Source organism: Streptomyces sp. KL2, assembly GCF_046529545.1.
GTDB lineage: Bacteria > Actinomycetota > Actinomycetes > Streptomycetales > Streptomycetaceae > Streptomyces > Streptomyces radiopugnans.
Genome location: NZ_CP127170.1, coordinates 5,847,369 through 5,871,903, shown reverse-complemented (window position 1 = coordinate 5,871,903; position 24,535 = coordinate 5,847,369). Strand labels below are relative to the sequence as shown.

Below are 24,535 nucleotides of genomic sequence, written 5' to 3'. Positions count from 1 at the left end.
GGCAGTGGCCGCCACGCTCGTTCTCGCCGGGAATCCCCCAGCGACTCTCCGTAAATTATTTTATTTTTGCTCTGCCTGTCAAGAAGGTCACCCGGGATGCGACTGGGAGGTCACCGGACTGTCTCGGGCTTAATTCCTTCGGATATCACCGACCGGCGCTTGCGCAGGCACACCGGGTCCTCCGCCGGCCCGCCCCGGCTTTCCCCTCCGCAGGGGCTCTTGCCGCTCTTCCCGGTACCGCCTACAGGAAGCTCTGTCCGGGCAGGCCACAAAGGATCTCTCATTCCCGAGAGTCTCCGCCGCGCTCCCCCACCCATCAGTGGGCCCGGGTCCGAGGGCCAGCGGAGCCGGCGTTCAAGCCCGACCAGACGGTTGACTTCGCGGAGCGGATCGGCGGCCGGGTGCACCCTGGGTCTGGATCACCCGGCGCGCCTGGCGGGCAGTGGTCTCGACGACGGCAAGGGGGCGGTCAGGGAACCCTGGAGTCGCTCGCCGGTTGCACGGCTTGTTCAGCGTCTCGCGCCCCCTCCCGCGCCCGGTGCGTCCTCGCCTTCTCGGACCGGAGGTTCGCGTTGCCGCGGTGCGATCGCCTGTCGGCCGCCCAGACGGCCAGCGCGCAGGCCGCGAACCCGGCCCCGAGGAGACTGGATCCCGCCCAGCTGCCGGCGGCGAAGACGGCGGTGGTCGCGGCCGCGCCGAGAGCGGAACCGAGTGAGTAGAAGACCATGTAGCCCCCGATGACGCTGCTGACGCGGTCCGGATGCGCGGTGGTGAGCAGGTGCTGGTTGCTCACGTGCACGGCCTGGACCGCGAAGTCGAGGACCACGATGCCTGCGATGAGGAGCCACAGCGACCACGGCAGCTGCGCGATCGCCGCCCATGAGAGGACCAGCAGGGCGAGTGCGAGACCGGTGACCGGGACCGCCCGTCCTGCGTCCGCCCACCGCCCGGCACGTGCCGCGCCGAGCGCGCCGGCCAGTCCGGCGATGCCGAACAGTCCGACCTGGCTCTCGCTCAGTTGCCACGGTGTGTCCATCAGCGGCAGGGAGAGTCCGCTCCACAGGGTTCCGAAGGACGCGAACAGGAAGAACGCGATGAGCCCGCGTGTCAGGAAGAGGCGCTGCCCGAACAGTCCGCCGAGCGAGGCGACGACCTGCCGGTACTCCGTGGGCGGGCCGGGGCGCTCCTCCGGCGGCAGTACGGCGAGGACCAGGGCCGCCAACCCGAGCGACAGCACCGCGAGCACGGCATAGACACTCCGCCAGCCCCACACGTCGGCGAGCGCGCCGGTGACGACCCGCGCGCCCAGGATGCCGACCACGACGCCCGAGGTCACGACACCGATGTTCCGTCCGCGTTCGGCGGGCTCCGAGACCGACGCGGCGTAGGCCACCGTGGTCTGCACCACGACCGCGAACACCCCGGCCGCCGCGAGCCCGGCGAAGGCCGCCCACGCGGCCGACGCCGAGGCCGTCAGGAGCATTCCCCCTGCGGTGATCGCCAGGTGCACGGCGATGAGCCGGCGCCTGTCGACCACGTCGCCGAGCGGAACCAGCAGCACCAGCCCTGCCAGGTAGCCGAACTGTCCGGTCGCGACGATCCATCCCGCGAGTCCGGCCGATACACCGAGGTCGCGCCCCATCGGCTCCAGAACCGGTTGTGCGGCATAGATGCTCGCCACAGCGACACCACACACCACTGCGAGCAGCAGCCGTCGCCATACGTCCATTGCGCCCCAATCCCAATCAGTAGCAAATTGCAACTGATCCGACGGTACGGCATGATGGTTTCAATCCGCAACCTATGGGAGGTGGCATGTCACGCAGCACCGGGCGCGCCCCGGACACCGGCTGGACCGACCCCGACTGCCCCGTCGCCCGCACGCTCGACCTCGTCGGCGACAGGTGGAGCCTTCTCGTCATCCGCGACGCGATGGACGGCGCACGATCGTTCACCGAGTTCCAGCGACGCACCGGCATCGCCCGCAACATCCTCACCGACCGCCTCCGCAAGCTCACCGCTCACGGACTCCTCGCCCAGCGCACCGCACCGTCGGGCCGCCGCCGGGAGTACGTACTCACCGACGCCGGCCGCGCCCTCTTCCCCGTCATCCTCACTCTGCGCCAGTGGGGGGAACGCCACGCCTTCGCACCCGGCGAGACCCACTCCACCCTCGTCGACCGGCACGGCGCCCCGGTACCGGAAATCACACCGATCACCACCGACGGCACCCCCCTCGACGCCGACACCACCCACGTGCGTAAGACCCGGTAGAAAACCCCGGCCACTCCAGACCTCGAGGACACCGCACCCTCCACACGCCCGCCCGGGAGGCGGCGGTCCCGGGAGAGCCGGCCGGAGCCGCGGCCCCGGCCGACGGGTCCTACCGCCGCGCCCGCACCGAGGCCGGCGCCGACGCGTCTCCACCGCGCCCGGTCGAGCCGCCCGATCCCCCGCCGACCTGGCGGGTCAGTTCGGCACGCAGCAGGTCCAGGCCCATCGGCCCCAGGTCCAGGGCATGGCGGTGGAACTGCTTGAGGTCGAACGCGGCACCATCGCGGCGACGAGCCGCGTCCCGCGCCTCCAGCCACGCCTTCTCCCCCAGCTTGTAGGCGATGGCCTGCCCGGGGCGCCCCAGATACCGGTCGATCTCGAACTCGACGAACCCGGGCGGGCCCAGCCCGCAGCGCTCGGTGAGGAACTCGCGGCCCAGCCGCGGCGTCCATTTCCGCCCTTCGTGGAACCCGGTGCCCGCGGGGATCGGCAGACGCAGGTGCAGCCCGATGTCCAGCACGACCCGCGCGGCACGCCACCGCTGCCCGACCAGCATCCCCAGCCGGTGCGCGGGGTCGGCGAAGTAGCCCAGCTCGTCCATCAGACGCTCGGCGTACAGGCCCCACCCCTCGCAGTGCCCCGGATGCAGCTCGCACGACAGCCGCTGGAACCGGTTGAGGGTGGCGGTGTTGAGGGTCGTCACGCCCAGCTGCAGGTGATGGCCCGGGACACCCTCGTGGAACATCGTGCTCGGCACTGTCCACGTCGGAATCGGCGCATCCGGGTCGGTCAGCGTCCACCAGACCGTCCCGGGCCGCGACAGGTCCTCACTGGGCGCCAGGTACAAGGCGGGCCCGTCGGTGTGGCTGATCCGGCAGTCGATCCGCCGCAGCGGCCCGGGGATCTCGAAGTGCGTCCCGTCCAGATCCGCGATGGCGCCGTCGGCGAGTCCCTGGATCCAGTCGCGGAACGCCGCCGTGCCCGTCACCTGGTACCGCGGGTCGCTGTCGAGCGCCGCCAGCACCGCCGGCACCGGCTCGCCGGGGGCGATCTGTGCCGCCGCCTCGGCCGTCTCCCGTTGTACCCGGGCCAGTTCGTCCCAGCCCCACGCGTAGGTCGCCTCCAGGTCCAGTCGGGTGCCGAGGAACTCCCGCACCCCTAGCTGGTAGCGATCCGGGCCCAGCGCGTCCAGATCCGGCGCATCAGCCGCGAGCTCCTCCGACAGATACGCCGCGAAACCCGTCAACGCCTCGTTCGCGTCCGCCGCAGCCTTCTCCATGGCGTCTCGCAGGACACCGTCGCCGCACCCGGCGGGCACCCCGGCCAGGTACTGCCGCATGCTTCGGCACTCCCGGGCGTTGCGGACCACCTGGCGGCGCGGCGCGACCCGGCCGCCGCGCCGCGCCGCCTCCAGGCTCTCCCGCAGCCCGGCCAGTGCCCCCGGGACGGCCCGCAGCCGCGCCAGTAAGGCGTCCCACCCGGTGTCACCGCCCTGATTCAGTACTTCCACCGCCTGCCGCACCCGCTGGACAGGCCCGTCGATGGTTTCCAGCAACGTTGCGTGCGCGCCGGCGTCAGCCAGCGCCACCTCCGTGGCGAGCCGCTCCCGCAGCACCGCCGCCGCGATTCGCTCCGTTCCCCCCGCGACCGGCGTGTCGTCCACCGCCTTCAGCGTGCGACGCGCCAGCTCCGCCCGCGCGTGCGCCGCCTGCGGGCCGAAGTCGGTCAGCCGCCCCTCCTGCCCGGCGATGCCCATCGCAGCGGCCAGGCAGGGATCCAGCGCGGCCAGCTCATCCACGTACCGGTCCGCGAGATCGTTCAGGACGGTCATGCCGGGACCTCTTCCGGAGTCGCGGGGACGGCCGGGCGGGTGCGGACCGAGAGGGAGTCGAACATTTCGACGATCCAGTCCCGGGTGTCCTCGGGGGTGTCCGTCGCGATGATCCCCGCGAGAACCGTCTCTCCGGCCTGGTAGGTGATGTGGTCCGGCAGCAGCCCGCCGCGCGGCAGTTCGTTCCAGGCGACCACGCACGGGCTGGAACGGAACGCCACGGCCCCGCCGAGGCCCCGGAACTCCCGTCCGGCCAGATGGTGGCCGGGGTAGACGAACCAGCCGTACCGACGGCGGACGGCGGGCGGCTCGGGGAGTGCCCCGGCGACGGGCTCGCCGAGCAGGGCTCGCAGCTCGTACGACGGCAGGTGGACGCCGGTGGCCAGCTCGACGGTGGCGACCACGTCGGCTCCCCCGACCCTGTTGCCGACCTCGAGGAAGACCAGATCCCCCTCATGGACTATCGCCTCGAGGTGGAAGCTGCCGTCCTCGATCCGCACGGCGGCCAGGGCGCGCGACACCCAGGCGCGCGTCTCCTCGGAGAATCCGACCTGGAACGATCCCATCGGCCGGCCCTGCGCGTACTCCAGGCAGGTGCCCACGTACTCGCTCGCGCTGAGGAGCAGGACCTCGCCCCCCTGCACCAGGCCGTCGAAGTGCCTGATCGGCCCGGAGACGAACTCCTCGACCTGGAAGTCGCCCCGGCCGCTCCCGGCATCGAGCCGGGCAACGCCGGTGCGGCCCCCGGTGATCGCCGCGTGGGCGTGTTGCGGGGTGTCGAACACGAGCACGTCCTCGCTGGACGCGCCGCGATGCGGTTTGAGTACGGTCCGGCCGTACCAGGGCGCCCGGCCGTCCCGTTCGAGGAAGCGCGGCAACGGGAGGAAGCGTGGTACCCGGAGGCCGGCTTCCCCGACGGCCTGCTTCATCAGGACCTTGTCGCGGGCGAGCGTGACCTGGTCCACAAGCGCGCCCGGGACGCCCAGGTGCTCGCGCAGCCGGGCGGCGTCGAGCAGCTCGTACTCCGACACCGAGATGACACGGTCGAAGTCACGGGGCCGCTCCGCCAGCCAGTCCCGGGCCTCCTCGAAGGCCGAGCGCACGCCCGGGCGGCTCACCCGCTCGCAGCGCAGGCCGGGCGGCAGGGTGGCCAGCGCCCGGTCGGTTCCGAAGTAGGTGACCTCATGCCGGTCGTGGGAGATCCCTCGATGGTATTCGATCTTGAAGTAGGGCACGCGGTGCAGGATGAGGATCTTCATCGGGCCTTCCTGACGGGAGCGGGGAGGGCGATAGCGCTGTCCAGGGCGTCCAGCCAGGCCTCGCGCAGTGCGTGGACGACGGTGCGGATGTCGGCGCGGTCACCACGCAGAACGACGCAGCCCTGCGCCGCGAAGTCCGCGTTGTCGCGGGCGACGGCATGCAGGTCGCGGCGCTCGGGCGACAGCCAGGAGAACTCCGTGACGGTCAGTTCCCCCTCGGCCAGGCCGAAGTGTTCGGCGGTGGCCCGGACGGCGTCCGCGAACGGGTCCGCATCGGCCCCGACGTCGTCCGGGGAGAACGAGCGGTCGCTGCCGACGCCGAGCATCACCGTCGACGCCGAGCAGCCAGGCACCAGCCGCTCCGCTTCGGAGGCCGTGCCGAAGGCCGTGTCGACCCAGCGGTGGTGCAGGTCGATCCCGTAGACCCATCGGGCCAGTGACCAGATCTTCATCCCGGCCGGCCGCCTGTTGGGCTCCACGACCGCGGCACGCAGCCCGTCGTCGCTCAGCTTGACCTCGTTGTGGAACGGCCCGTCGCACTGGCCGACCAGCCAGTTCGCCTGCCTTCCCGCCCTCTCCAGTGTTGAGCGCTCGCGGGCGTTCACCCTGGCGGGCAGCACCTGCGCGACCTCGACCGGATACCGGCCGCGCGCGCTGATCTTCTCGGTGAGGAACGCCAGCGAGCCCAGCCCGTCGAAGGAGTACTCACGCCGGTACGGGATGATCTCCTCGCAGATGACTCCGTCTTCCAGGTAAGGGAGCATCTCGGCGAACACCGACGTCAGGTCGTCACCGGGGCGGACCATCGCGACGCCGCGGTTGTTGCCCTCCGCCACGGGCTTGACGATGAAGCCCTCGGGATGGTCGCGCATGAAGTCCCTCAGTTGGTCTAGCGAGGCGACCTCGGCGAAGGCCGGCACCATGATTCGTTGCGCCGCCAGCAGGTCGGCCACGTCCGCCTCGCCGAGCCGGTAGCGGTACTTGGAGAACGCCCCCTCTGCCAGCTGCGGTGAGTCGACCGGGAGGCCGAGCCGCTCGAGCAGTTCGGCCCCGCTGCGCACGGCGTTGTCGGAGAAGACGATGCCCGCCCTGATCCGCTCGCGCATGCCGCCGAGCAGTTTCTCGCCCATCTCGGTGAAGTCGTCGCGCAGTGGATCGAGATCGATTACCTCGTCGGCGATGGAACGGTCGGCTTCGGTGGGGTCGGCGCGGATCAGGACCACCGTCGCGCCGTGGCGTTCGCGTGCGTAGTCCCGCAGGTAGCGGACCTCGTCGATACGGCTCAGGTTGTAGTCGACGATGAGGAGGATCGGCCCGGTCATCCGCGCTCCGTCTCGTACACGACCTCGATCGCGCGCTCGGAGGCGGGCAGCAGCCCGGGGAGGATCGCGTCCTGGTCGGCTCGGTCCATGCTCCAGAGCACCTGCCCGAGGAACACCTCGCGCGAGGATGTCCCCACGGTGTCGCCGGGGTTGAGAAGAATCTGCGCCACCACTGGCCGGAGCGGGAGAGCGTCGTTCAGTCCCACCTCACGGATGGTCCCGGGGGCGGCGAAGAAGACGCGGAAGAACGTCGCGTTCCCGCTCCGCGTGGTGCCGTCCACCGAGAACGACAGCTCCTTCAGCGTTTTCAGGAATCCAGTCGGCCTGCGGGCGGTGAGCAGGGAGTCCAGCCAGAGGTCGAGCAGGCTGGGACCACCGGTCATCGCCGCCACGCTGGGTGAGATCAGGCTGCCGGCGACGCGCGGGTTGACCTCGATCAGGTCCCAGCCGGACGGAGCGTGCCGCGCCTCGACATGGAAACAGCCCCAACCGAGGCCGAGGGTGTCCAGCACCCTCGCCACCCAGCGGATCCCGGCGGCGATCTCTTCCTGGGACAGGCTCGTGGGCGGGCTGACGCAGGCGTTCTCGAGTACGGTACCCGCTGCCTCCGTGACCTCGCATTTCTCGTGCACGGCCACCACATGCGGTTCGTCGTCTACGACGATCACCTCGAAACTGAACTCCCGACCGGGCACGTAGTCCTCGACGAGGAACTCCATCCCGAAGCCCCTGTCGTGCCCGGTGCTCGCGTCCGGTTCCGCGCCCTTGTCCGCGGCCGTTTCCGGACGCGGCCCGGGGCCCGCGGGGCCGCCGGGGTCCGGGGTGGTGGTGAAGACGCCGGCGTAGACCGTGTCGGAGCGCACCTCGGCGGCGATGCGTTCCAGGTCAGCCCAGGTCGTGTCGGCGGTGAGGGGGAACGTTCCGAACGAGGCGATGCCGCTGACCGGCTTCACGAAGTAGCGGCCACCCTCGCGTCGGCGTTCGGCAAGCGTCTCGGGGGTGAGTGCGGACGCCCGGCCACGGCTGAGGCCGGCGTCGGCGAGGCGGTTTCGCAGCGTCAGCTTGTCGCGCAGTTCCAGAACCTGCTTCTCGTCCAGGTCCGGCACCCCCAGGCGGGCATTGGCCAGCGCCATCAGGTACCGGTAGCCCTCCCAGACAGTGAGGCAGCACGATACCGACGTGCCCGCGGCCTCCAGATGGTCGAGGTACTCCTCGACGTCGCGTGGAGTCAGCACGTGCTCGGCGGTCACCCGGACGTCGTCGGCGAGGTCGGCCAACGTTCCGGGCCGGGATCCCTGGTGCTTCGGCTCCGGCATCGAGCTGAGCACGCAGGTCTTCAGTCCCCGGGACCTGACCGTGTCGACGAGATCCTCCATGAACGAGAACCCGACATGGCTGAGCAGTAGCACTCCCCTGTCTTTTTCCATGCTCAATCCGGCCTCCTCACCGGCGGGCGGGGGCGCAGCGTGGTCACGCCGCGCCCCCGCCGAGGACGAAGGTCAGGCCGGCTGCTTGTCGGCCTTGGCGATGGTGTCCAGGTAGAGCTCCTCGAAGTACTGCGCCAGGAGCGTCTGGTGCTCGCGGAGGTACCGCTTGAACGCGGCGATGTCGTCCTCGTTCCGGAGCAGGTGCCGGACGGCCGCCCACACCTCGCCGGGGTGGTCGTCGTTGATGTCGGTGTGCGAGTGGTTGATCTGGCCGCCGATGTTGTCCTCGCCGACCGATCCCTTCAGCGCCTCCAGCTTCCTGGGCTCCAGCTTGACGTTCACGTACTCGACCAGATAGGAGTACGCCACCACGCCGAGCGGGCCCTCGTGGTCCAGGAGGTAGGAGAAGTAGCCGGTCAGCAGCTTGGTCGACAGGTAGGGCTCGGTCGCCAGGAACTGCTCGCGCGACACGCCCACCTTCTCCAGGTCGTCGAGGAACAGTTCGTCGTGGAGCATCTCCTCCTGCTCGTAGTTGGCCCAGACCTGTGCCGCCTCCGGGCTGCGCTTGGCGATCTCCACCAGCGCCTTGGCCTCGGCTACCCGCAGCATCCGGATGCGGTAGGCGGTCTCGATCAGGTTCCGCTTGTAGTACTCGGAGTCGACGTTCTTGCCCTCCAGGTGCGCGGCCTCGGGGACATTGGCGTACCACTCGAGGACCTGCTGGTCGAGCTGCCGGTCGATCTCGGCGCGCAGCTTCGCCGAAGCGGCCGCGTTGAGGAACGGGGTACGGTCCCCGTAACCGACGTTGTTCACGCGGTTCAACATGGTGTCGCCTTTCTCGTGTGTTCTCGGGTGTTCGGTACGAGCGGTTCAGATGTCGTCGGCGACGCGGATGGTGGCGTCGCCCCGCAGCCGGCACTGGCAGGCCAGACGGTGGTCGCCGGTGGTCCGGCCGAGGTCTTCTAGGAAGTCGCGTTCGTCGTCGTCGGGTTCGCCAAGGGAGCCGAAGCCTTCCAGCACCTGGATGACGCACGCGCCGCACGATCCGGAGCGGCATCCGAACGGGATGAGCCGCTGCGGAGTTTCGTACTCGACTTCGGTGAGAGGAGATCCCGCCGGCAGCAGGATTTCGGTTTCCGTCGGAAGCACGGTCAGCTTGTTCATGGTCATGACGGCAGGGTGGTGTCGCGGTCGGTGGAGTGCTCCGGCGCGAGCCGGGAGCCGGGGCGCAGCTCTACCGCCACGTGGTTCGCCGCAGTCGCCGCCTCGCCGAAGCCCACCGAAATGAGTGGGACGCGATCCTCGTAGGTACAGATGTCGCCGACCGCGTAAACCCGTGGCAGGTTCGTCCGCATCGCCCTGTCGACCACGATCCGGTGATGCTCCATCTGAAGGCCCCAGGCGGCGATCGGTCCCAGGTTCGTAATGAACCCCAAAGCCGCAACAAGAGCCTGTACCGGCAGTGTCAATTCTTCCCCGCCGGTCTGGACGCGCACTTCTTCCAGGTTCTTCGCGCCATAACAGCCCGTCACCCGGGCATCGGTCAGCACGCGAACACCGGCTGCGTACATTTGCTTGACGCTGTGCTCGTGCGCGCGGAACGCCGAGCGCCGGTGGACGACGGTGACGGACCGGGCGATCGGCGCGAGAGCGATGGACCAGTCGACAGCGCTGTCGCCGCCGCCCACGATCACCACGTCGCGGTCCCGGTGCTCATCGAGGCGCGGCACGTGGTGCGCCACGCCGCGTCCCACGTAGGGCTGCAGGCAGGGCAGAGTGCGCGGGACCGAACGGCCCAGCCCGGCCGCGATCACGACGGCTCCGGCACGCACCCGCCCGCCGCTCTCCAGCCCGACCGCCCAGTCTCCCCCCTCGCCCGGCTTCAGGGAGACCGCCGCCCGGCCGAGCAGGTAGTGCGGGTCGAACGGCGCGACCTGGGCGACCAGGTTGTCAACCAGTTGCCGGCCTCGCACGGCCACGTGGCCGGAGACGTCGTGGATTCTCTTCTCCGGGTACAGGGCCGCGATCTGGCCTCCTGGTTCCGGCAGCGCGTCGACCACCGCGCTGGAAAGCCCTCGGAACCCTGCGCAGTAGGCGGCGTACAGGCCGGCCGGGCCGGCTCCGACGACGGCCACGTCCGCGATTGTCTCTGTGTCGACCGCGGTCATCTCCACTCGATCCCCTACACTCGATCCATCCTGAAATCCAGTTTTCTCATCCTGAAATCCAGGCTCTTCAACGTTCGGTCGAATAGTTCGGGCTACCGAAATATCGCAGCCGATCAGCCGGTTGACCACCCGGAAATCTTCGCGCCTGTCATTCGATGTTTCCGCACTCACGAAAACCGTCGCGGCGCATCTTTCACGCTGCAGTCAGGAAGCATTCCGTGAGGAACGTTTTCATCATTCAGCGCTCTGATCGCGCCGTCAAGGGAAGGTGTCGGGGCTTCGCCCGCTCTCGGGTTCCCGGACTGGCAGCAACTCATGGGAAATTGCGACGGCCGCAGCTTTTCTATCTTTCAAAGGTGGTTCTGTCCACCGGACGCCTGTGTCCCACGGCCTGGCACCCGGCAGTCGGCGACGCACCGCCAAGCGCTGCCGGCGGCCCCTGGGACGGGACCCCTTGGACCGATCGCCCGGGGTCGGCCGAGGCCGCCTGCTGTGCGGCCTCTTCCGTCTTGGGCGACACCGTCATACCGGTCAGCCGGACCGCCGCACTCGCTCACTCGGGAAGCGGCTCCGCAGAACGGAGGGCAGGGCGGTGACAGCGGTGACAAGAGTCCTTCAGACGGCCTCCGTAGGGTTTACAGGCCCTTCCCGGCCCCGCCCACAGCCTGTCCGCCGCCTGCGCCCGCGGCGTACTCGACTCGTCCCCCGCCCGGGAGGGCCGCCCTCACCGCCAGGCAGAAACGGTGTGGCGGCGCACCGGCTCCGAGCGGTCGGTGTCGTGCGGTCTCCGGGCCCCACAGGCACCGGCGTCACCGCGCCGCCAGGGTCGAACGAGTCGGCTCGCACGATGACGTCCCGTTCACGTGCTGCCGTGGACGGAGAACTCAACTGGCCGCCGGGATCCGGCCGCGCTCGGGGAAAAGACCTCGGTCGCTGCCGGAAGAGCCGGGGCGTTTCACCGGCACTTCCGGCAGCCACGGGTGTGCAACTGCGGCTCGTCCTCAGTCGCACACCCGTGGTGACTCACCGCTTCTTCTCACGGGGAGATTCCCCATGACGTGCCGACAGCCGGTCGGCAAACGCGTTCCAGGCGTGTGCGCACCCCCGGGCCGCCTCCGATATCGCGGTTGCGGCATGTGGGGGCACGGTCGCGATGAGCTCCTCCCATCGCTGCTCCGGGAGCCGGTGCGTCATCAGCAGGCGGAGCAAGCGGCGGCCGTCTTCCGTGAGGCGGAGGGACGGGTCCTTCGTCAGGCTCCACACTGTCACCGCGGGCTGCTCCACCGACTTCACGGGCAGCGTCGTGGAGAGCCCGTCCATCCGGCCTTCGCTCTTCGGCCGTTGGTTCTGCGGGACGACGTGCTCCCCGCGTCGCAGGCGTTCGCGGACGTCGCGCACAGTCGATGGCGACACGCCGGCCTTCCTGGCCACGGTGCGCAATGACGCTTGAGGGTTCTTCTCCATCATCTCGCGCGCCCGCAGTCGCCCGTCGGCGGTGCTGACCGGACGTGCGCGGCCGTCACGGCCGACCCGGGACACCGCGCCGGCCGGCGCGGTGTCCCGCCGGAGCGAGCGAACCGTCTTGGCGGAGACACCGGCCACTGCCGCGACCGCCCGGTCGGACCACTGCGGGTGCGAGCCGAGAAGACGCTTGGCTGCCGCGGACCTCTCTTCGGCGGAGAGTGGTAGACCGTGCGTGGTGTTCGCCTTGACGGCGAACGCGAAGGCGTCCTGCTCGCTTCCCTCGAAGTACCGCACCGCCACATGGCTTTCGCCTCTGAGCACAGCCGCTTGACGCCGGTGCATTCCGTCGATGATCCGCATCGTGCCGCGGTGGACCACGATCGGCGGAAGAACCGCGTCCGATCCGGCGAGGAGACTCACGTGTCGGCTGTCGGTGCCCTGCTTGCGGGGTGAGTCGGCCGGGCGGAGCAGAGCGATCGGAACCTTCTCCACCTCGGACAGCGGGGGTCCCGGTAACTCCGGAGCCTGCCCCTCACGGCTGCGCCCGGGCACCTGGCCCGCTCGGCACCCGGCAGGTTTCTGCGGGAGCATGGCCTCAGTACTCATCAGTAACCCTCCGAAAGTAGACCGCGTGCAGCAGGATGCGCCGACCGGCGCCTTTCGTGGCGATCGAGGCGTCGCGCCGGGAGCCGACTTCGGCGAAGCCCCATTCCGGGCGGGGCCCCATGTAACCCGACTCGCTCGTCCGGCGGGCGGCGCCCTGGTCTCGGGCGGAAAACGCGGGAGGTCGGCGTCGGCGACCAGCGCATCGCGAACCTCGGCCGGCACCGACGAACCGGACACGTGGTCCCTGCGGCGCTGGCGGTCACCGGGATGTACGGTCGAGCACCTCCGCGCTGCCACACGCTCCTTCTCCAAGCAGTCGGCGCGCCCATGGGCGGTGCCCCCCGTCAGCAGCCGTGCGTGCCCAACCCATTACAAAAATATTATTTTTATGGTGCGTCGCCGGCACCGAGAAGACAAGGGGGCGAAAGTGCCGACCCGCCCCAGGGCAAGGCGACGCGCCGACCCGCACCTCATCACCTGCCGGCGCGGCCGGGGTGCCGGACGCACCGGCTCGACCCGCCGGGAACTCCCGGCGAAAACAGGTCCCACTTGATGCCGAAACACCCTTTTCGCAATCTTTCACCGCCTTGCCCCCTCGGGCACGGACGTCCGCGATGACGGCCGGACAGGCGGCACTGAGCGAAACCTTTCAGCCAATAAGCCGGGCTCACACCCCTTTCCCGGATCGGCAACGGCAGAATGGTTTCAAGTAGCAACTCTTCGGGAGGCGTGATGACTCCGTCCGCAATCCGCGCCGACAGCACATCCCTGGCCGATGCGACCTGCCCGGTGGCGCGCGATGCGTCCGGGAAGAGCTCAGACCTCCGATGCCCCCGCTTACGCACAACAGCCGAAGGCCGGCCAACACCCGGCCTTCTCTGAAACGGTCAGCAAGCCCGATTACCCACGATCCACACCGGCCCCCGCACCGGCCCGCGGTGGATCACAAGAGGTTGAAGTGACGCAGAGACGAGCGATGCGCACCCGCGAGAGGGTCCTGCAGGCCGCGGCCGGCGAGATAGTACGGTCCGGGTACCACGGGACCACCCTGGTCCGCGTGGCGGCACGCGCGCACGTGACACTGGGAGCGGTGAGCTTCCATTTCCCGACGAAACAAGCCCTCGTCCAGGAGGTGTACCTGGACGGCGTGAAGCGCACCTCCGAGGCAGTCGAAGCCGAGGCGGGAGAAGACACGGAGCCCCTGCAGGGCCTGGCCAGCCTCACTCTGCGGCTCGCCTCACTGCTCATCGACGACGATCTGACGGTGCTCGCCTGCAGCCGACTCAGCCGTGACGACCTGACGGGGCACTTCGCGTGGCGCGACACCTGGCGCGGTCATGTGGCCAGACTGGCGGACCGGGCATGCAGCAGCCCCGGCAGCACCGTGGGTTGTTCGAGAGAAACCCTTGGCTTTCTCGTGCACTGCCTGCTGGCGGGAACGGAGGTGCGGGCCGTTCACGCCGGCGCCGAGCGCCATGTGACTCTGAGCCACCTGGCCGCGGCATGGCAGCAGGCCATGCCTGGCGGTCGCATGGACACCGAGGGCTAGCGGATCACCCGGCACCTGGTCAGCGGGCGGTCCAGCCCCCGTCGACGGGAACCGCTGCCGCCGTGATGAAGGACGAGCGATCCGAGCAGAGCCATGCCGCGGCCTGCGCCACCTCCTGCGGCGCGGCGAGCCGCTGCTGGATCGCGCGCTCGACGAAAGGGCCGAACAACTCGGGCGTACGGGCCAGCACCTCCTGCATCAGCTCCGTTCCCGTGCTCCCCACGACGAGGGCGTTGACGCGGATGCCGTGCGCACCGTACTCATCGGCCGCGGCCCGGGTCAGGCCTATGACCGCGTGCTTGGCTGCGATGTAAGGGGCTGCGACTCCGGTGGCGCGCACACCTGCGACGCTGGAGGTGTTGACGATGGCGCCGCCCGTACCAGCGGCCAGCATCGCGGTGATCTGCGCGCGCATCGCATTCCAGACACCGCGCTGGTTCACCTCGATGATCCGGTCGTACTCGTCGTCGCCGATCTCGTGGAAGGCCGTGCCGGTGGAAGTCCATCCAGCGTTGTTGAAGGCCGCGTCGAGCCGCCCGAAGGTGTCGACGGCCTTCTCGACCACGTCGCGCATGTCCTGGGGGCGGGTGACGTCCCCGGGGGCCGCGAGCGCCCGCCCGCCGGCGGCTTGGATCTCGGCGCCGAGCCGCTCGAGGTGCCCCGCGCGGCGCGCGGTCAGCACTACGGCTGCGCCTTCGGCTGCGAACAGGCGTGCGGACTCGGCTCCGATGCCGCTCGAAGCGCCGGTGATCATGACTACCTTGCCCTGCAGCAGAGGTTCGTTCGCCACGGAAGAGCCCACCAATCACACACGAGGACCGAACAAGTGGGCGTGTTCTTTCGCCCATGACGAGAAGGACGCGGCGGGTCGCCCGAGAAGATCGCCGACGTCGGGGGTCGTCTCCTCCTTGGCACCGGCGCGCTGGCGTTCCGCACTGGCCGTCAAGGCCCGCACCATCGCCTCGGGATACCGGCGACGCCAGCGTTCCTGAGCCTGGGCGATCGTCAGTCCAGCGCATGTCAGTCGACGCCCCAGGACCTCGCCGAGCTGCGCCACCTGGTCGCGGGCAGAGATCGCCCGGGGACCCGTGAGCGCATAGGTCCGGCCGTGGTGACCGTCCTCGAGCAGGATGCGCAGCGCGACCTGTGCGATGTCGGAGGGTGCGATGCAGGCGTTGCGGGAGGTGGGGTGGAGCGCGCGCACGGTGGCATCCCGGCGAATGTCGGGCGCCCAGGCCAGGGCGTGGGTCATGAAGGCGCGGGGGCGCAGGATCGTCCAGGGGATGCCGCATTGCCGGATGCGGTCCTCTGCTGCGCGCTGCCACGAGGTGATGAGGTCTTGTGCCAGAGGATCGGCGACGGCGAGCGCGGAGAGCTTGACCAGGTGACCGACGCCCGCGGCCACGGCTGCGGTGACGATGTTGGCGTCGTGGTCCGGACGCAGCGGGTCGTTGGTGATGACCAATACGGCGTCGGCACCCGCGAAGACCTCGGTCAGGCGGGCGATGTCTTCGAAGTGTGCCCGGGTGACACGTCCGGCGAGCGCCGCACCGGCCGGATCCCGGGTGAGGAAGACTCCGCGGCAGGAAGCCTCGGACGCCAATAGCCCCGCCACGTGCCGTCCCACCGTGCCGGTGGCGCCGGTTACGACGATGCGGCGGTCGGCTCTGCCCGAGCAGCTCTCTGCTGTGCTGTGGGAACCGGCGGCCATCTACTCGGTGCATCCACGCGCGGGGTCGACGACAAGGCGGGCACGGGTCTCCTCCGAGGTGATTCCCGGAAGGAGGATCTGCCACATCTCACAGGTGCGGTCCATAAGGTCGGCGCGGCAGCTGACCAGTTGGGAGTACAGCTGCACACCGGTGCAGGCCCCGACCACGAACCTGGCCAAAGCCGCCGGATCCACCTCCGGGCGCAGCTCGCCGTTGTCCCGGGCCTCCTGCAGGTACCCGGCCATAATCGCGGCCCAGTTGTTGAAGGAGGTGGGGTCGCTCATGTCGTGACTCCGCTGTTCGACCGCGAGCCGAACCCCAGCCCGCAGAAGCGGATCGACCTGCAGACGGCGGGCCCACACCATGGTTATGTCGATGACATGCTGCACTCCCTCCGACTGCAGTAGCGGTTCGATGGCCTGCGGCTGACTGTTCATCACCGCCTCGGCCACGCCCCGCTTGTTGCCGTAGTGGAAGTACAGGGCCCCCAGCGTCAGCCCTGCCCGCTTCGCGATGTCGGCGACGTTGGTTCCCCTGTAGCCGTGTTCGTCGAACAGCTCGGCCGCTGCCATGAGTAGCCGTTGGCGGGTATGTACGGCCCGGTCTTGCTTCAGGTCAGGCACTTCTCACCTCGCCTTCATCGACAAAAAATAATTTTTCTTTTAACCTTACCATCTGCATCGCTCCCGCGGTAGGCCAACGCAGCATAAGGAGTCCCAGTGTCCGCGACCTTCGCCGACAGACCAGGCACCGCGGTGCCCCAGCACATGGTGCACAAGCACATTCACACCGAGGTCTTACTGACCGGGTGGTCCGCGCACGCCGACGATGCTTTCACCGTCACGGCCCGATGGCCGCGCGCTCACAGCTTCTACCGCCCCCGCAGGCACTACGAGTCCTTACTGTTCGCGGAGACCGTGAGACAGGCCCTGCCGCTGCTCTCCCACGAGGCCTTCGGAGTACCCTTCGGCCATCAACTCATATGGGGCGATCTGTCTTTCGGTGTGACCCATGATGCCCTGCGGGCAGACGACCAGGCGATGGACCTGACACTCACCGTCGAGTGCAGCGAGGTCACCCGCCGCCGCGCCGGCTTCTCCTCCGCGTGCGTAAGCGTGACCGCGTCAACGAACACAACTACCGTCGGGCACGCCCGGACCCGCTTCTCCGTCCACAGCCCCGATGTCTATCGGCGGCTGCGCGCCGGACGCCATGACACGGCCGCGGCCCGCGCAAGCGCACTGCGCCCCACCCCCGGCGTCCTCCCCGCCAGCGTAGGGCGGCACCTGCCCCAGGATGTCGTCCTCGCCCCCACCATCCACTCCAACGTCTGGCAGTTGCGTGTGGATTTGAACCATCCGATCCTGTTCGACCACCCTGTCGACCACGCTCCTGGCATGCTCCTTCTTGAAGCAACCCGCCAAGCAGTACTCTCCGTCCACCCCACAGGTGACGCCGCTGTCACGAGCATGGCAGCCCGGTTCCATCGATACGTGGAACTGGACCGCCCAGCGTGGGTCCATCTCGCCTCCGGTACCCATGGTTTCTTCAGCGTGAGCATCAACCAGGACGAACAGACCTGCTTCGAAGCCGAGGCGACGGCCAAGACCGTGTCGCACCTGACGGGAGACAGCCCGAACCTGTGCGTGAAATGAGGGGTTCCGCCCCACATACGGTGACGGCGGACGGTTCATTGTTCGGGAGCCGCAGGCCGGCACTCCGCAGCAGCCGTCCCCCGCAGCCGGAAGCGCTGAGGGCATGAAGGACGTCTTGATCGACCTCCTCGCCTTTCGTGTTTCTCGGGGAGGCCGCCTCCCAGGCGTTGCGGGTGTGTGATCACCTCGGTGGGCTCTGAGGCGGCGAGGACCTCGTCTCCTGGTGTCCGCGCGACGGTCGTCCCGGCCTTTCGCCAGCTCAGCCGGCTGCGGTATGTGCTGCAGTCTCTGCTCAACCTCTCCGACCGGCAGGCGGCGGGGGCGGTGAGCTGTTTCCTGCCTGTTCGGTGGCGGGCTGAGCTGGCGCGAGAACCGGGTGCGTGAAGAGGTGAGGCTCCTGGTGGAAAGGGCTACGACTACTGGAGAATCGAGCGGACCTTCGCCCGGCTCGCCGGCTGCCGCCGACTCCGCAGCCGCTACGAACGCACCGCCGGCCATTTCCTCGCCTCCGCCGGCATCGCCTGCGCCCTCATCCCCTACCGCCGAATCACCAGACGGGATGACCTATTACGGGAGGACGATGTTGCGGCCGGGGCCGCCTTCGAGGACGTCCTTCCCGGCGCCACCGCAGACGAGGTCGTCACCGCCTTCGCCGTCCAGTGTGTCGTTGCCGGGGCCGCCGAGGAGGATGTCGCGGCCGTCCCCGCCCATGGCGTGGTCGTCGCCGGGGCCGGCGTACACGATGTCGTCGCCGCCGTAGCCCTCGATCATGTCGTCGCCCCGGCCGCCCCACATCTGCTGGTTGCTGCTGTCACCCATCAGGTGGTCCATGCCGTCGCCGCCGTGCAGGACTGCGGGCCCCATGACCATGTCGTTGCCCGCGTCGCCCAGCACCGTGCGTGCGGTGTGGGCGTGCAGTTCGTCGTCGCCGGGGCCGCCGCTGACGGTGCCGATCCCGGGGGTGAAGGCGGCGATCTTGTCGTTGCCGTCGCCGAGGAAGACGTCGATCCTGTCGGGCCGGGGGCTGTCGGCGGGCAGTTCGCAGACGACGGAGGTGGTGTCCTCGGGTCTGGAGTACGCACAGTGGTCGCCCGGTTCGAGCGGGACCACGTCGCTGAAGCCGATCCGCCTGATCCCGTCGCTGGTGTACATGGAGAATATGTTGAGGTTGTTGGTCTGTCCCGCAGCGGCGGTGAAGACGATCGACTGGGTTGCCCAGTCGGCTCCGACGCGGGCCTTCGCCTCGGCGGCGGTGGCGGCGGCTGCCGGGCCGGCGACGAGGCCGGCGGTTAACAGGGTCACGGCGACCGCGCTGGCGGTGGCTCGGTTTCGGTTCATGAGACCTCATCTCGTGGAGTGACGGTGGGCGACCTGCTTGGCGTGGTGCTGCCGGGGGCCGGGCGGACCCGGTCGTAAAGGCAGTCTTCCCTGCTGGTCCGGATCCGCAAGACCGCGACTTGGCGCGGCGTCATGGTAAGCCGATGTTCCTTCGGATGTGATGGTTGGGCTTCTTTGGTCAGGCATGTTCCCGGTGTCGCCATGGCAGGGTTCGCTGGATCAATTCCGGTTCGGTGAAGGTGAGTCGGCCTAAGCGGTCGACGGCTGGGACTGCCGGAGGAGCGGAAGGCTGCTGCCCGGGTGCGGGCGGAGGGCTCGGCGGGGGAACCATCGCCAGTGGGGCGCCGGCGACGGCCGAGCCGCAGCCCATGCCGCCCGCTCACCGCGGGGCGGCCCTGTCCGGAGCAGCCGTGTCAGCAAACGTGGAACGGACCCGGACGTGATCAGCCAGGTCTCTTCTCCACGGTCTGGCCGGCCGTCCACCGGGAAGTGTTCCGGCACCTGGTCCGCGAGCGTCCTGGGGCCGCGGCGGCCCAGGTGAGCTGGAGCGCGCCGAGACTGATCTGCGTTGCCGGCGGCTTCCCCTGCCACGGCATCCACGCCCCAGTGCCGTCGGTTCGGATTCGAGAGGCACGCACGTTCCCGCCGCGTGCCATCGGCCGCGTTCCCCGCCCGATGCGCCATACAGTCACAACTCCCACCGGGCAACTTGTCCGGCGGGGCCGGCTCGGGTGTGCGTGAGCGCACCATCGGGGCCTGGCGTCTCACATGTTGTGTAACCGGACAGCCCTCACGCCGGAACCGGGTCCCGTCGCCATGCCACGAACACCCCTCCCCCGCATCTCCCCGCACACCAGCCCAGACCGCATCATCGCCTTCCGGTCCCGGGAACGGTTCTGACTCCCGGCTCAGCGCGGATTCCCTGCTCGTCGCCCGCCTCTGTAACCAACTTCGTTTGTTTCATTGACATTTCACTCAGAAGACGTACCGTTGGGAGCGCTCCCATCACAGCCTTGGAACTGGAAGGAGTTCCCCCCACATGCGCAAACAGAGTCCGTTAAGCGGGCGTTCGCGGTCGCCCCTCCGCCGGCCCCTCCAGGCGCTCATCATGGTGTTCGCCGTGGTTGTCGGTGCACTGACCTGGTCGGCCCCCGCCCAGGCTCACGGCACCATCGTCAACCCCGCCTCCCGCGCGTACCAGTGCTGGAAGACGTGGGGCAGCAACCACACGAACCCGGCCATGCAGACCGAAGACCCCATGTGTTACCAGGCCTTCCAGGCCAACCCCGACACCATGTGGAACTGGATGAGCGCGCTCCGCGACGGCCTCGGTGGCCAGTTCCAGGCGCGGACCCCCGACGGGACGCTCTGCAGCAACAACCTCTCGAGGAACGCCAGCCTGAACAAGCCCGGTCCGTGGAAGATGACCAACGTCAGCAACAACTTCACGGTCCATCTGTACGACCAGGCGTCCCACGGTGCCGACTACTTCAGGGTCTACGTGAGCAAGCAGGGCTTCAACCCCAAGACCCAGACCCTGGGCTGGGGCAACCTCGACTTCATCACGCAGACCGGCCGCTTCGCACCGGCGCAGGACATCAGGTTCAACGTCAACACCTCCGGCTACACCGGACACCACATCCTGTTCGTGATCTGGCAGGCCTCGCACCTCGACCAGGCCTACATGTGGTGCAGCGACGTGAACTTCGGCTGAGCCGGAGAGCACCGCACACGGAACCGGCCCCTGCCGGGCTCCGGTAACCCGCCGCCCGGCCGACCGAGCTCCGCCGGGGCAGGGAACCCATTCGGTCACCCTGCCCCGACGGGGCTCCCTGCGCTCCTGGTGTGAACACACCCGATCGCACGGCAGCCGCACGGTACCGGCTCCCCACCGTCTCGTCGTACGACTCCGGCACTCAACGGCCATGGAGAATCCTCGGCACCGTCAGCCCACCGGGGCGTATCGCGCCACCCGGCGTACCCGCGCCGTCCCGGCCTTCCCCGGCCGCCGGCAACTCCCGGAGACCTCATGCCCTGGCGAAGCTCCCTCCCGGAGCACGCTTCACTTACGGCAGGGGGAACGATTGCCGGTGATGGGACGGCCGGCCGCTCGGGGCCGCACTGCATCGAGCGGCAGAACACGATGGAAGACGACCATGGCCTGGCCGGGGCCGTTGCGGCCACCGACGATCTTCGTGCCGAAGCCGAGGCGGCGGCCTCGGCCGCCATCACCGCCTGCGTGCCGGGCGTGACGACCTCCACGATCAGGTCGATCTCCGCCGGTTCGCCGGAGCCGGCGATCAGGATGTCGTATCCCGCAGCCGCGGCACCGGCTCGCTCCCGCTCCGCCGGTGTGGCCGTTGATCCCGAGCCCCTGGATGCACCCGCCGCTGAGGGGGGAGGAATTCCGGGGACAGGGAGCAGAATGCTCCGGTGCCCGACCGGGACGACGCCGGCGGACCCGGCGGGCGAGGAGCGGTTCCGTGCGTGTCGGCGCCGCTCGGCACCGCTGCGCACCGCCGAGCCGGGCCGCTCCCGTGGCGGGCTGACCGGCGGGGTCCGTCTGATTGCCGGCCGCGGCTGCCGCCCGCCGTCCTTCACGGGCGCCGCCCCCGCCCACACGGCGGCAGTGCCGCAGGGCTCCGGGCTTGCCCGCTCCGCCGTTGGCGCGGACAAGCCCGGGTCAGGCGGGAAAGGCGGCGGGCCGGCCGTCGGCGTCCTGCGTGGCGGAGGCGCTCATGCCCCTCGGCGGCCGCGCCGTCACACCTCTTCGAGGTTCCGGGTCCTGCCGATCCTGCTGACGGCCAGGACCACCGGCGTGGCGCCGGCCGCCAGCGCGATGAGCCACAAGGTGATGGTGGCTCCCAGGTGGGTTACGGACAGTGCCGCGAGCATCCCGCCCGCAGGAATCACTCCCCAGGTGACGAACCGTATGGTCGCCGTCACCCGGGAGAGGATCTCCGTCGGGCAGGTCGACTGGACGAACGTCCGGCTGTTGACCGCGACCAGCACAGCGGTGCCACCGCACAGCGCGTTGCCCAGGAAGAAACCCCCGTAGAGCAGAAGGTCGTACGGCGACCACGCTACCGCTGCGGCCACAAGGACCGTTCCCGCCACGACTCCGATACCGCCCACAAGGCTCGACCGAGAGGTGCCGAGCCGGTCGACGACCCGGGTGACCAGCATCGAGGAGATCAGCACCCCCACCCCCTCCCCGGCGAGGAGGATGCCGATGAGAGCCGGCGCCACGTCGAGCGTGCGGGCCAAAAGCACCGGGTACAGCGCCAGCTGGGCACCGGCCGCGAAGTTCACCGCGGCGTTCGCCCACATGAAGGGAGCCATCACGGGGTGCTTCCCGACGTAGGACCAGCCCGCCGCGATGCGCGTCCACATGCCCTCGCCCCGCGCGGGCTTCGCCGCGGGCGGGCGCTCGGGCAGCGTGCGCAGCAGTACCGCCGACACAACGTAACTCGCCGCGTCGATGAGCAGGGCCGGTACCGCGCCCGCTATCTGGACGAGTACGCCGCCGAACGACGGGCCGCCAAGGGTCGTTACCGCCTGTGTGCCGGTCATCAGACTGTTGCGCCGCATGAGGTCCTCGCGTGGCACGACCGCGGGCATGAAGGTCGAGTTGGCGACGTCGTAGATCACGTCCGCCAGACCGATGAGGAAGGCGACGGCGGCCACGTGCGCCACCGACAGGGTGTCAAACGCCCAGGCGACCGGGAGGGACAGCACGCAGAGCGCTCGCACCAGGTCCATGACCACCTGGGCACTGCGGAGGGGGAAGCGTGCCGTCAGGTCGCCGGCCGGGAGGCCGATCAGGAGCCAGGCCGCAAAGCCGGCCCCGGTGATGAGGCCGACCTCGAGCGGTGTGGCGTCGAGCACCAGTACAGCGACGAGCGGCAGGGCGAGGCTGCGTACGGCTGAACCCAGATCACTCGCGGTGGAGGCCAGGTAATAGGTCCAGAAGGCTTTCTGACTTCCGGTTCCGGGAGTATCTCGCAGGGACATGGTCCTCCACCAATTGCGGGAGCAGACGTGCTCCTTGAGCGGTCGTAAGATTAGACGACAACATCGGCCTGACGATGTAGCCTTCGGTCCGGTTAAGATCCAGTTCCGTAGGCAGCAGCACTCGGACCGAGCACCCAGGGAGACCTGCGCGGTGGAGCCAACTTGTCGACGGGTGCGGCAGAGGATCCTCGAGTTGGCACGCTCGCGCTCCGTCCACCTGGGTTCGTCCCTGTCGGTCGTCGAGATCCTGTACGCCGTTCTGCGATCGGCCGGTGTCAACGCCGCCACCGTCGACTCGCCCGACCGGGGCCGCGTCGTCCTCAGCAAGGGACACGCGGTCTGGGCCCTGTACGGGCTCCTGGAGGAGTTCGGTCTGGAGATCCCCGAGGGCAATCTTCCCGGGCACCCCGTGGAGTCGACGCCCGTCGTCGACGGTGCCACGGGAGCGCTGGGGCACGGCCTGGCCCTGGGGGCCGGGCTGGCGATCGGCGCCCGCCTCGACGGCTCCCCCCGGCGCACGTTCGTCGTCATGGGTGACGGCGAACTCGACGAGGGATCGGTCTGGGAGGCCGCTCTCTTCGCCGGGCACCAGCGCCTGGACTCGCTAGTGGCCGTGATCGACCGCAACGGTCTCCAGCAGGAAGGCCCGACCGAGGAGATCCTCGCCCTCGAGCCGCTGCGTGAGAAGTGGGAGGCCTTCGGATGGAGCGTCGACGACGTCGACGGTCATGACCTGGACGACCTCGTGCGATCCCTGGCCATGCGCGGCGGGGGCCGTCCGCGCGTCCTGATCGCGCGGACCGTCAAGGGCAAAGGGGTGTCGTTCATGGAGCACGATCCGGGCTGGCACGTCGGCACGGTCGACGACGTCCAGTTCAACGAGGCCCTGGCCGAACTGGAGCCTGGCGGGGCGTTCGCATGACGAGTCTTCCCATGCGGCCGGCCGTGGCCGAGTGTCTCGCCGAGGCCGCCGAGGCCGACGACTCACTGGTCCTGGTCGTCGCCGACGGTCACGCTCTCGGTCTGCCGCTGAAGGCGGCCCATCCCGAGCGTTTCATCGACGTCGGGATCGCCGAGGCCACACTGGTCGGAGTGGCTGCAGGCATCGCGCGCACCGGTCGGCGTGTGGTCGCTGCGGCCATGGCACCGTTCCTCACCCGCCGGGCCGCGGAGCAGGCGCGCAACGACGTGTGCAACGCCAATCTGCCCGTCACCTTCATCGGTGTCGGGGGCGGGCTGAGCTACGGCCCGCTGGGGCCGACCCACCACGCGCCCGAAGACCTGGTCACCTTCGCCAACATGCCGAACACGCGGGTCTTCTGTCCTGCGGACGCCCCTTCCGCGGCCTGGTCGGTGCGACAGGCGCTGTCCCTCGCCCGTCCGGCCTACGTGCGGCTGGGCGCCCGCGCCGACCGCCTCGTCTTCGTGGGATCCGCGCCGCACGACGCCGCCCGGGGCGATCTGCTGCGCGGCCCGGAAGCCGCGGACGTCCTGCTGGTTTCCACCGGGGCCACCGTGGCCGTCGCGCTCGACGCCGCGGACGAACTCGCCCGGCGTGGTGTCACGGCGTCGGTGTTCGCGCTGACCCTCGTCTCGCCGTTTCCCGAGTCCCGGATACGCGAGCTGGCCGCACGGGCGCGGGTCGTCTGCGTCGTCGAGGAGCACGTCCGCTCGGGAGGAATCGGCGAGGCCACGGCCCGGGTCCTCGCAGGCCGGCCGAACAGCATGTGCTTCCACTCCGTCGACAACCGCTATCCCCCGGTCGCCGAGCGGGAGGACCTCTTCACCTTCTACGGCATCGATACCGCGCACGTCGTGGAAGGCGTCGTCGCCCAGCTTGGCAACACGGCCCATCTCCCCACCGCCCTCACCGGGAGGAAGCAGTGAACATCGTCATAGGTGCCCAGAGCTGTGGT

20 protein-coding genes are annotated in these 24,535 nt (G+C 69.5%); 6 read left to right on the top strand and 14 right to left on the bottom strand.

Annotated elements, in window-relative coordinates:
* Nucleotides 1–469: 469 nt before the first annotated feature.
* Nucleotides 470–1,729 (bottom strand): MFS transporter, encoded by a 1,260-nt coding sequence (locus tag QPK52_RS26235; protein ID WP_410539993.1) that lies wholly within the window; start codon nucleotides 1,727–1,729, stop codon nucleotides 470–472.
* An 86-nt stretch (nucleotides 1,730–1,815) separates the two neighbouring features.
* Here QPK52_RS26235 and QPK52_RS26230 point away from each other — a divergent pair, with 86 nt between their 5' ends.
* On the top strand, nucleotides 1,816–2,274 hold the full coding sequence (locus QPK52_RS26230; RefSeq protein WP_410539992.1) for a winged helix-turn-helix transcriptional regulator: 459 nt from the start codon (nucleotides 1,816–1,818) through the stop codon (nucleotides 2,272–2,274).
* A 109-nt stretch (nucleotides 2,275–2,383) separates the two neighbouring features.
* Here the strand turns inward: QPK52_RS26230 and QPK52_RS26225 are convergent, their stop codons facing one another.
* The 8 genes from QPK52_RS26225 to QPK52_RS26190 all read right to left on the bottom strand — a co-directional run bounded on the left by QPK52_RS26225 (nucleotide 2,384) and on the right by QPK52_RS26190 (nucleotide 12,237).
* Nucleotides 2,384–4,105, bottom strand: coding sequence for a DUF885 domain-containing protein (locus QPK52_RS26225; RefSeq protein WP_410539991.1), 1,722 nt, complete (start codon nucleotides 4,103–4,105; stop codon nucleotides 2,384–2,386).
* A complete protein-coding gene (locus tag QPK52_RS26220; protein WP_410539989.1) occupies nucleotides 4,102–5,364 on the bottom strand; it encodes an acetyl-CoA carboxylase biotin carboxylase subunit family protein in 1,263 nt (420 codons plus the stop codon). Before QPK52_RS26220 ends, QPK52_RS26225 begins: the two co-directional genes overlap by 4 nt.
* Nucleotides 5,361–6,686 carry an acetyl-CoA carboxylase biotin carboxylase subunit family protein gene (locus tag QPK52_RS26215; RefSeq protein ID WP_410539987.1) on the bottom strand — a complete coding sequence of 442 codons (1,326 nt, stop codon included), beginning with the start codon at nucleotides 6,684–6,686 and terminating at the stop codon, nucleotides 5,361–5,363. The genes QPK52_RS26220 and QPK52_RS26215 overlap by 4 nt, the downstream gene beginning before the upstream one ends.
* The gene (locus tag QPK52_RS26210; RefSeq protein ID WP_410539986.1) at nucleotides 6,683–8,095 is read right to left on the bottom strand and encodes an ATP-grasp domain-containing protein; all 1,413 of its coding nucleotides are present in this window, start codon (nucleotides 8,093–8,095) and stop codon (nucleotides 6,683–6,685) included. Before QPK52_RS26210 ends, QPK52_RS26215 begins: the two co-directional genes overlap by 4 nt.
* Before the next feature lie 90 nt (nucleotides 8,096–8,185).
* On the bottom strand, nucleotides 8,186–8,938 hold the full coding sequence (locus QPK52_RS26205) for a hypothetical protein (protein ID WP_093852510.1): 753 nt from the start codon (nucleotides 8,936–8,938) through the stop codon (nucleotides 8,186–8,188).
* A 45-nt stretch (nucleotides 8,939–8,983) separates the two neighbouring features.
* Nucleotides 8,984–9,283, bottom strand: a complete 300-nt coding sequence (locus QPK52_RS26200) for a 2Fe-2S iron-sulfur cluster-binding protein (RefSeq protein WP_410539985.1) — start codon at nucleotides 9,281–9,283, stop codon at nucleotides 8,984–8,986.
* The gene (locus QPK52_RS26195; protein WP_410539984.1) at nucleotides 9,280–10,452 is read right to left on the bottom strand and encodes an NAD(P)/FAD-dependent oxidoreductase; all 1,173 of its coding nucleotides are present in this window, start codon (nucleotides 10,450–10,452) and stop codon (nucleotides 9,280–9,282) included. The genes QPK52_RS26200 and QPK52_RS26195 overlap by 4 nt, the downstream gene beginning before the upstream one ends.
* A gap of 852 nt (nucleotides 10,453–11,304) precedes the next feature.
* The gene (locus tag QPK52_RS26190; protein ID WP_410539983.1) at nucleotides 11,305–12,237 is read right to left on the bottom strand and encodes a ParB/RepB/Spo0J family partition protein; all 933 of its coding nucleotides are present in this window, start codon (nucleotides 12,235–12,237) and stop codon (nucleotides 11,305–11,307) included.
* An 889-nt stretch (nucleotides 12,238–13,126) separates the two neighbouring features.
* Between QPK52_RS26190 and QPK52_RS26185 the strand changes: the two genes are divergently transcribed.
* On the top strand, nucleotides 13,127–13,900 hold the full coding sequence (locus QPK52_RS26185; protein WP_410539982.1) for a TetR family transcriptional regulator: 774 nt from the start codon (nucleotides 13,127–13,129) through the stop codon (nucleotides 13,898–13,900).
* 19 nt (nucleotides 13,901–13,919) lie between these two features.
* Here the strand turns inward: QPK52_RS26185 and QPK52_RS26180 are convergent, their stop codons facing one another.
* The 3 genes from QPK52_RS26180 to QPK52_RS26170 are packed head-to-tail and all read right to left on the bottom strand — an operon-like array spanning nucleotide 13,920 to nucleotide 16,235.
* On the bottom strand, nucleotides 13,920–14,690 hold the full coding sequence (locus QPK52_RS26180; RefSeq protein WP_410539981.1) for an SDR family NAD(P)-dependent oxidoreductase: 771 nt from the start codon (nucleotides 14,688–14,690) through the stop codon (nucleotides 13,920–13,922).
* A gap of 15 nt (nucleotides 14,691–14,705) precedes the next feature.
* Entirely contained in the window at nucleotides 14,706–15,611 is a 906-nt protein-coding gene (locus QPK52_RS26175) for an NAD(P)H-binding protein (RefSeq protein WP_410539980.1), read from the bottom strand.
* Nucleotides 15,612–16,235, bottom strand: coding sequence for a ScbR family autoregulator-binding transcription factor (locus QPK52_RS26170; protein WP_410539979.1), 624 nt, complete (start codon nucleotides 16,233–16,235; stop codon nucleotides 15,612–15,614).
* 96 nt (nucleotides 16,236–16,331) lie between these two features.
* On the opposite strand from QPK52_RS26170, the gene QPK52_RS26165 reads away from it, so the two are divergent.
* The gene (locus QPK52_RS26165; RefSeq protein ID WP_410539978.1) at nucleotides 16,332–17,267 is read left to right on the top strand and encodes a ScbA/BarX family gamma-butyrolactone biosynthesis protein; all 936 of its coding nucleotides are present in this window, start codon (nucleotides 16,332–16,334) and stop codon (nucleotides 17,265–17,267) included.
* A 567-nt stretch (nucleotides 17,268–17,834) separates the two neighbouring features.
* Here QPK52_RS26165 and QPK52_RS26160 read toward each other — a convergent pair.
* Complete coding sequence (locus tag QPK52_RS26160; protein ID WP_410539976.1) at nucleotides 17,835–18,605, bottom strand: calcium-binding protein; 771 nt, start codon at nucleotides 18,603–18,605, stop codon at nucleotides 17,835–17,837.
* 1,108 nt (nucleotides 18,606–19,713) lie between these two features.
* Here QPK52_RS26160 and QPK52_RS26155 point away from each other — a divergent pair.
* A complete protein-coding gene (locus tag QPK52_RS26155) occupies nucleotides 19,714–20,319 on the top strand; it encodes a lytic polysaccharide monooxygenase (RefSeq protein WP_410539975.1) in 606 nt (201 codons plus the stop codon).
* Between the two features lie 1,046 nt (nucleotides 20,320–21,365).
* Here QPK52_RS26155 and QPK52_RS26150 read toward each other — a convergent pair.
* A complete protein-coding gene (locus QPK52_RS26150; RefSeq protein ID WP_410539974.1) occupies nucleotides 21,366–22,619 on the bottom strand; it encodes an MFS transporter in 1,254 nt (417 codons plus the stop codon).
* A gap of 151 nt (nucleotides 22,620–22,770) precedes the next feature.
* Here QPK52_RS26150 and QPK52_RS26145 point away from each other — a divergent pair, with 151 nt between their 5' ends.
* Nucleotides 22,771–23,541, top strand: coding sequence for a transketolase (locus tag QPK52_RS26145; RefSeq protein WP_410539973.1), 771 nt, complete (start codon nucleotides 22,771–22,773; stop codon nucleotides 23,539–23,541).
* A complete protein-coding gene (locus QPK52_RS26140) occupies nucleotides 23,538–24,506 on the top strand; it encodes a transketolase family protein (RefSeq protein WP_410539972.1) in 969 nt (322 codons plus the stop codon). Before QPK52_RS26145 ends, QPK52_RS26140 begins: the two co-directional genes overlap by 4 nt.
* Nucleotides 24,507–24,535 lie beyond the last annotated feature (29 nt).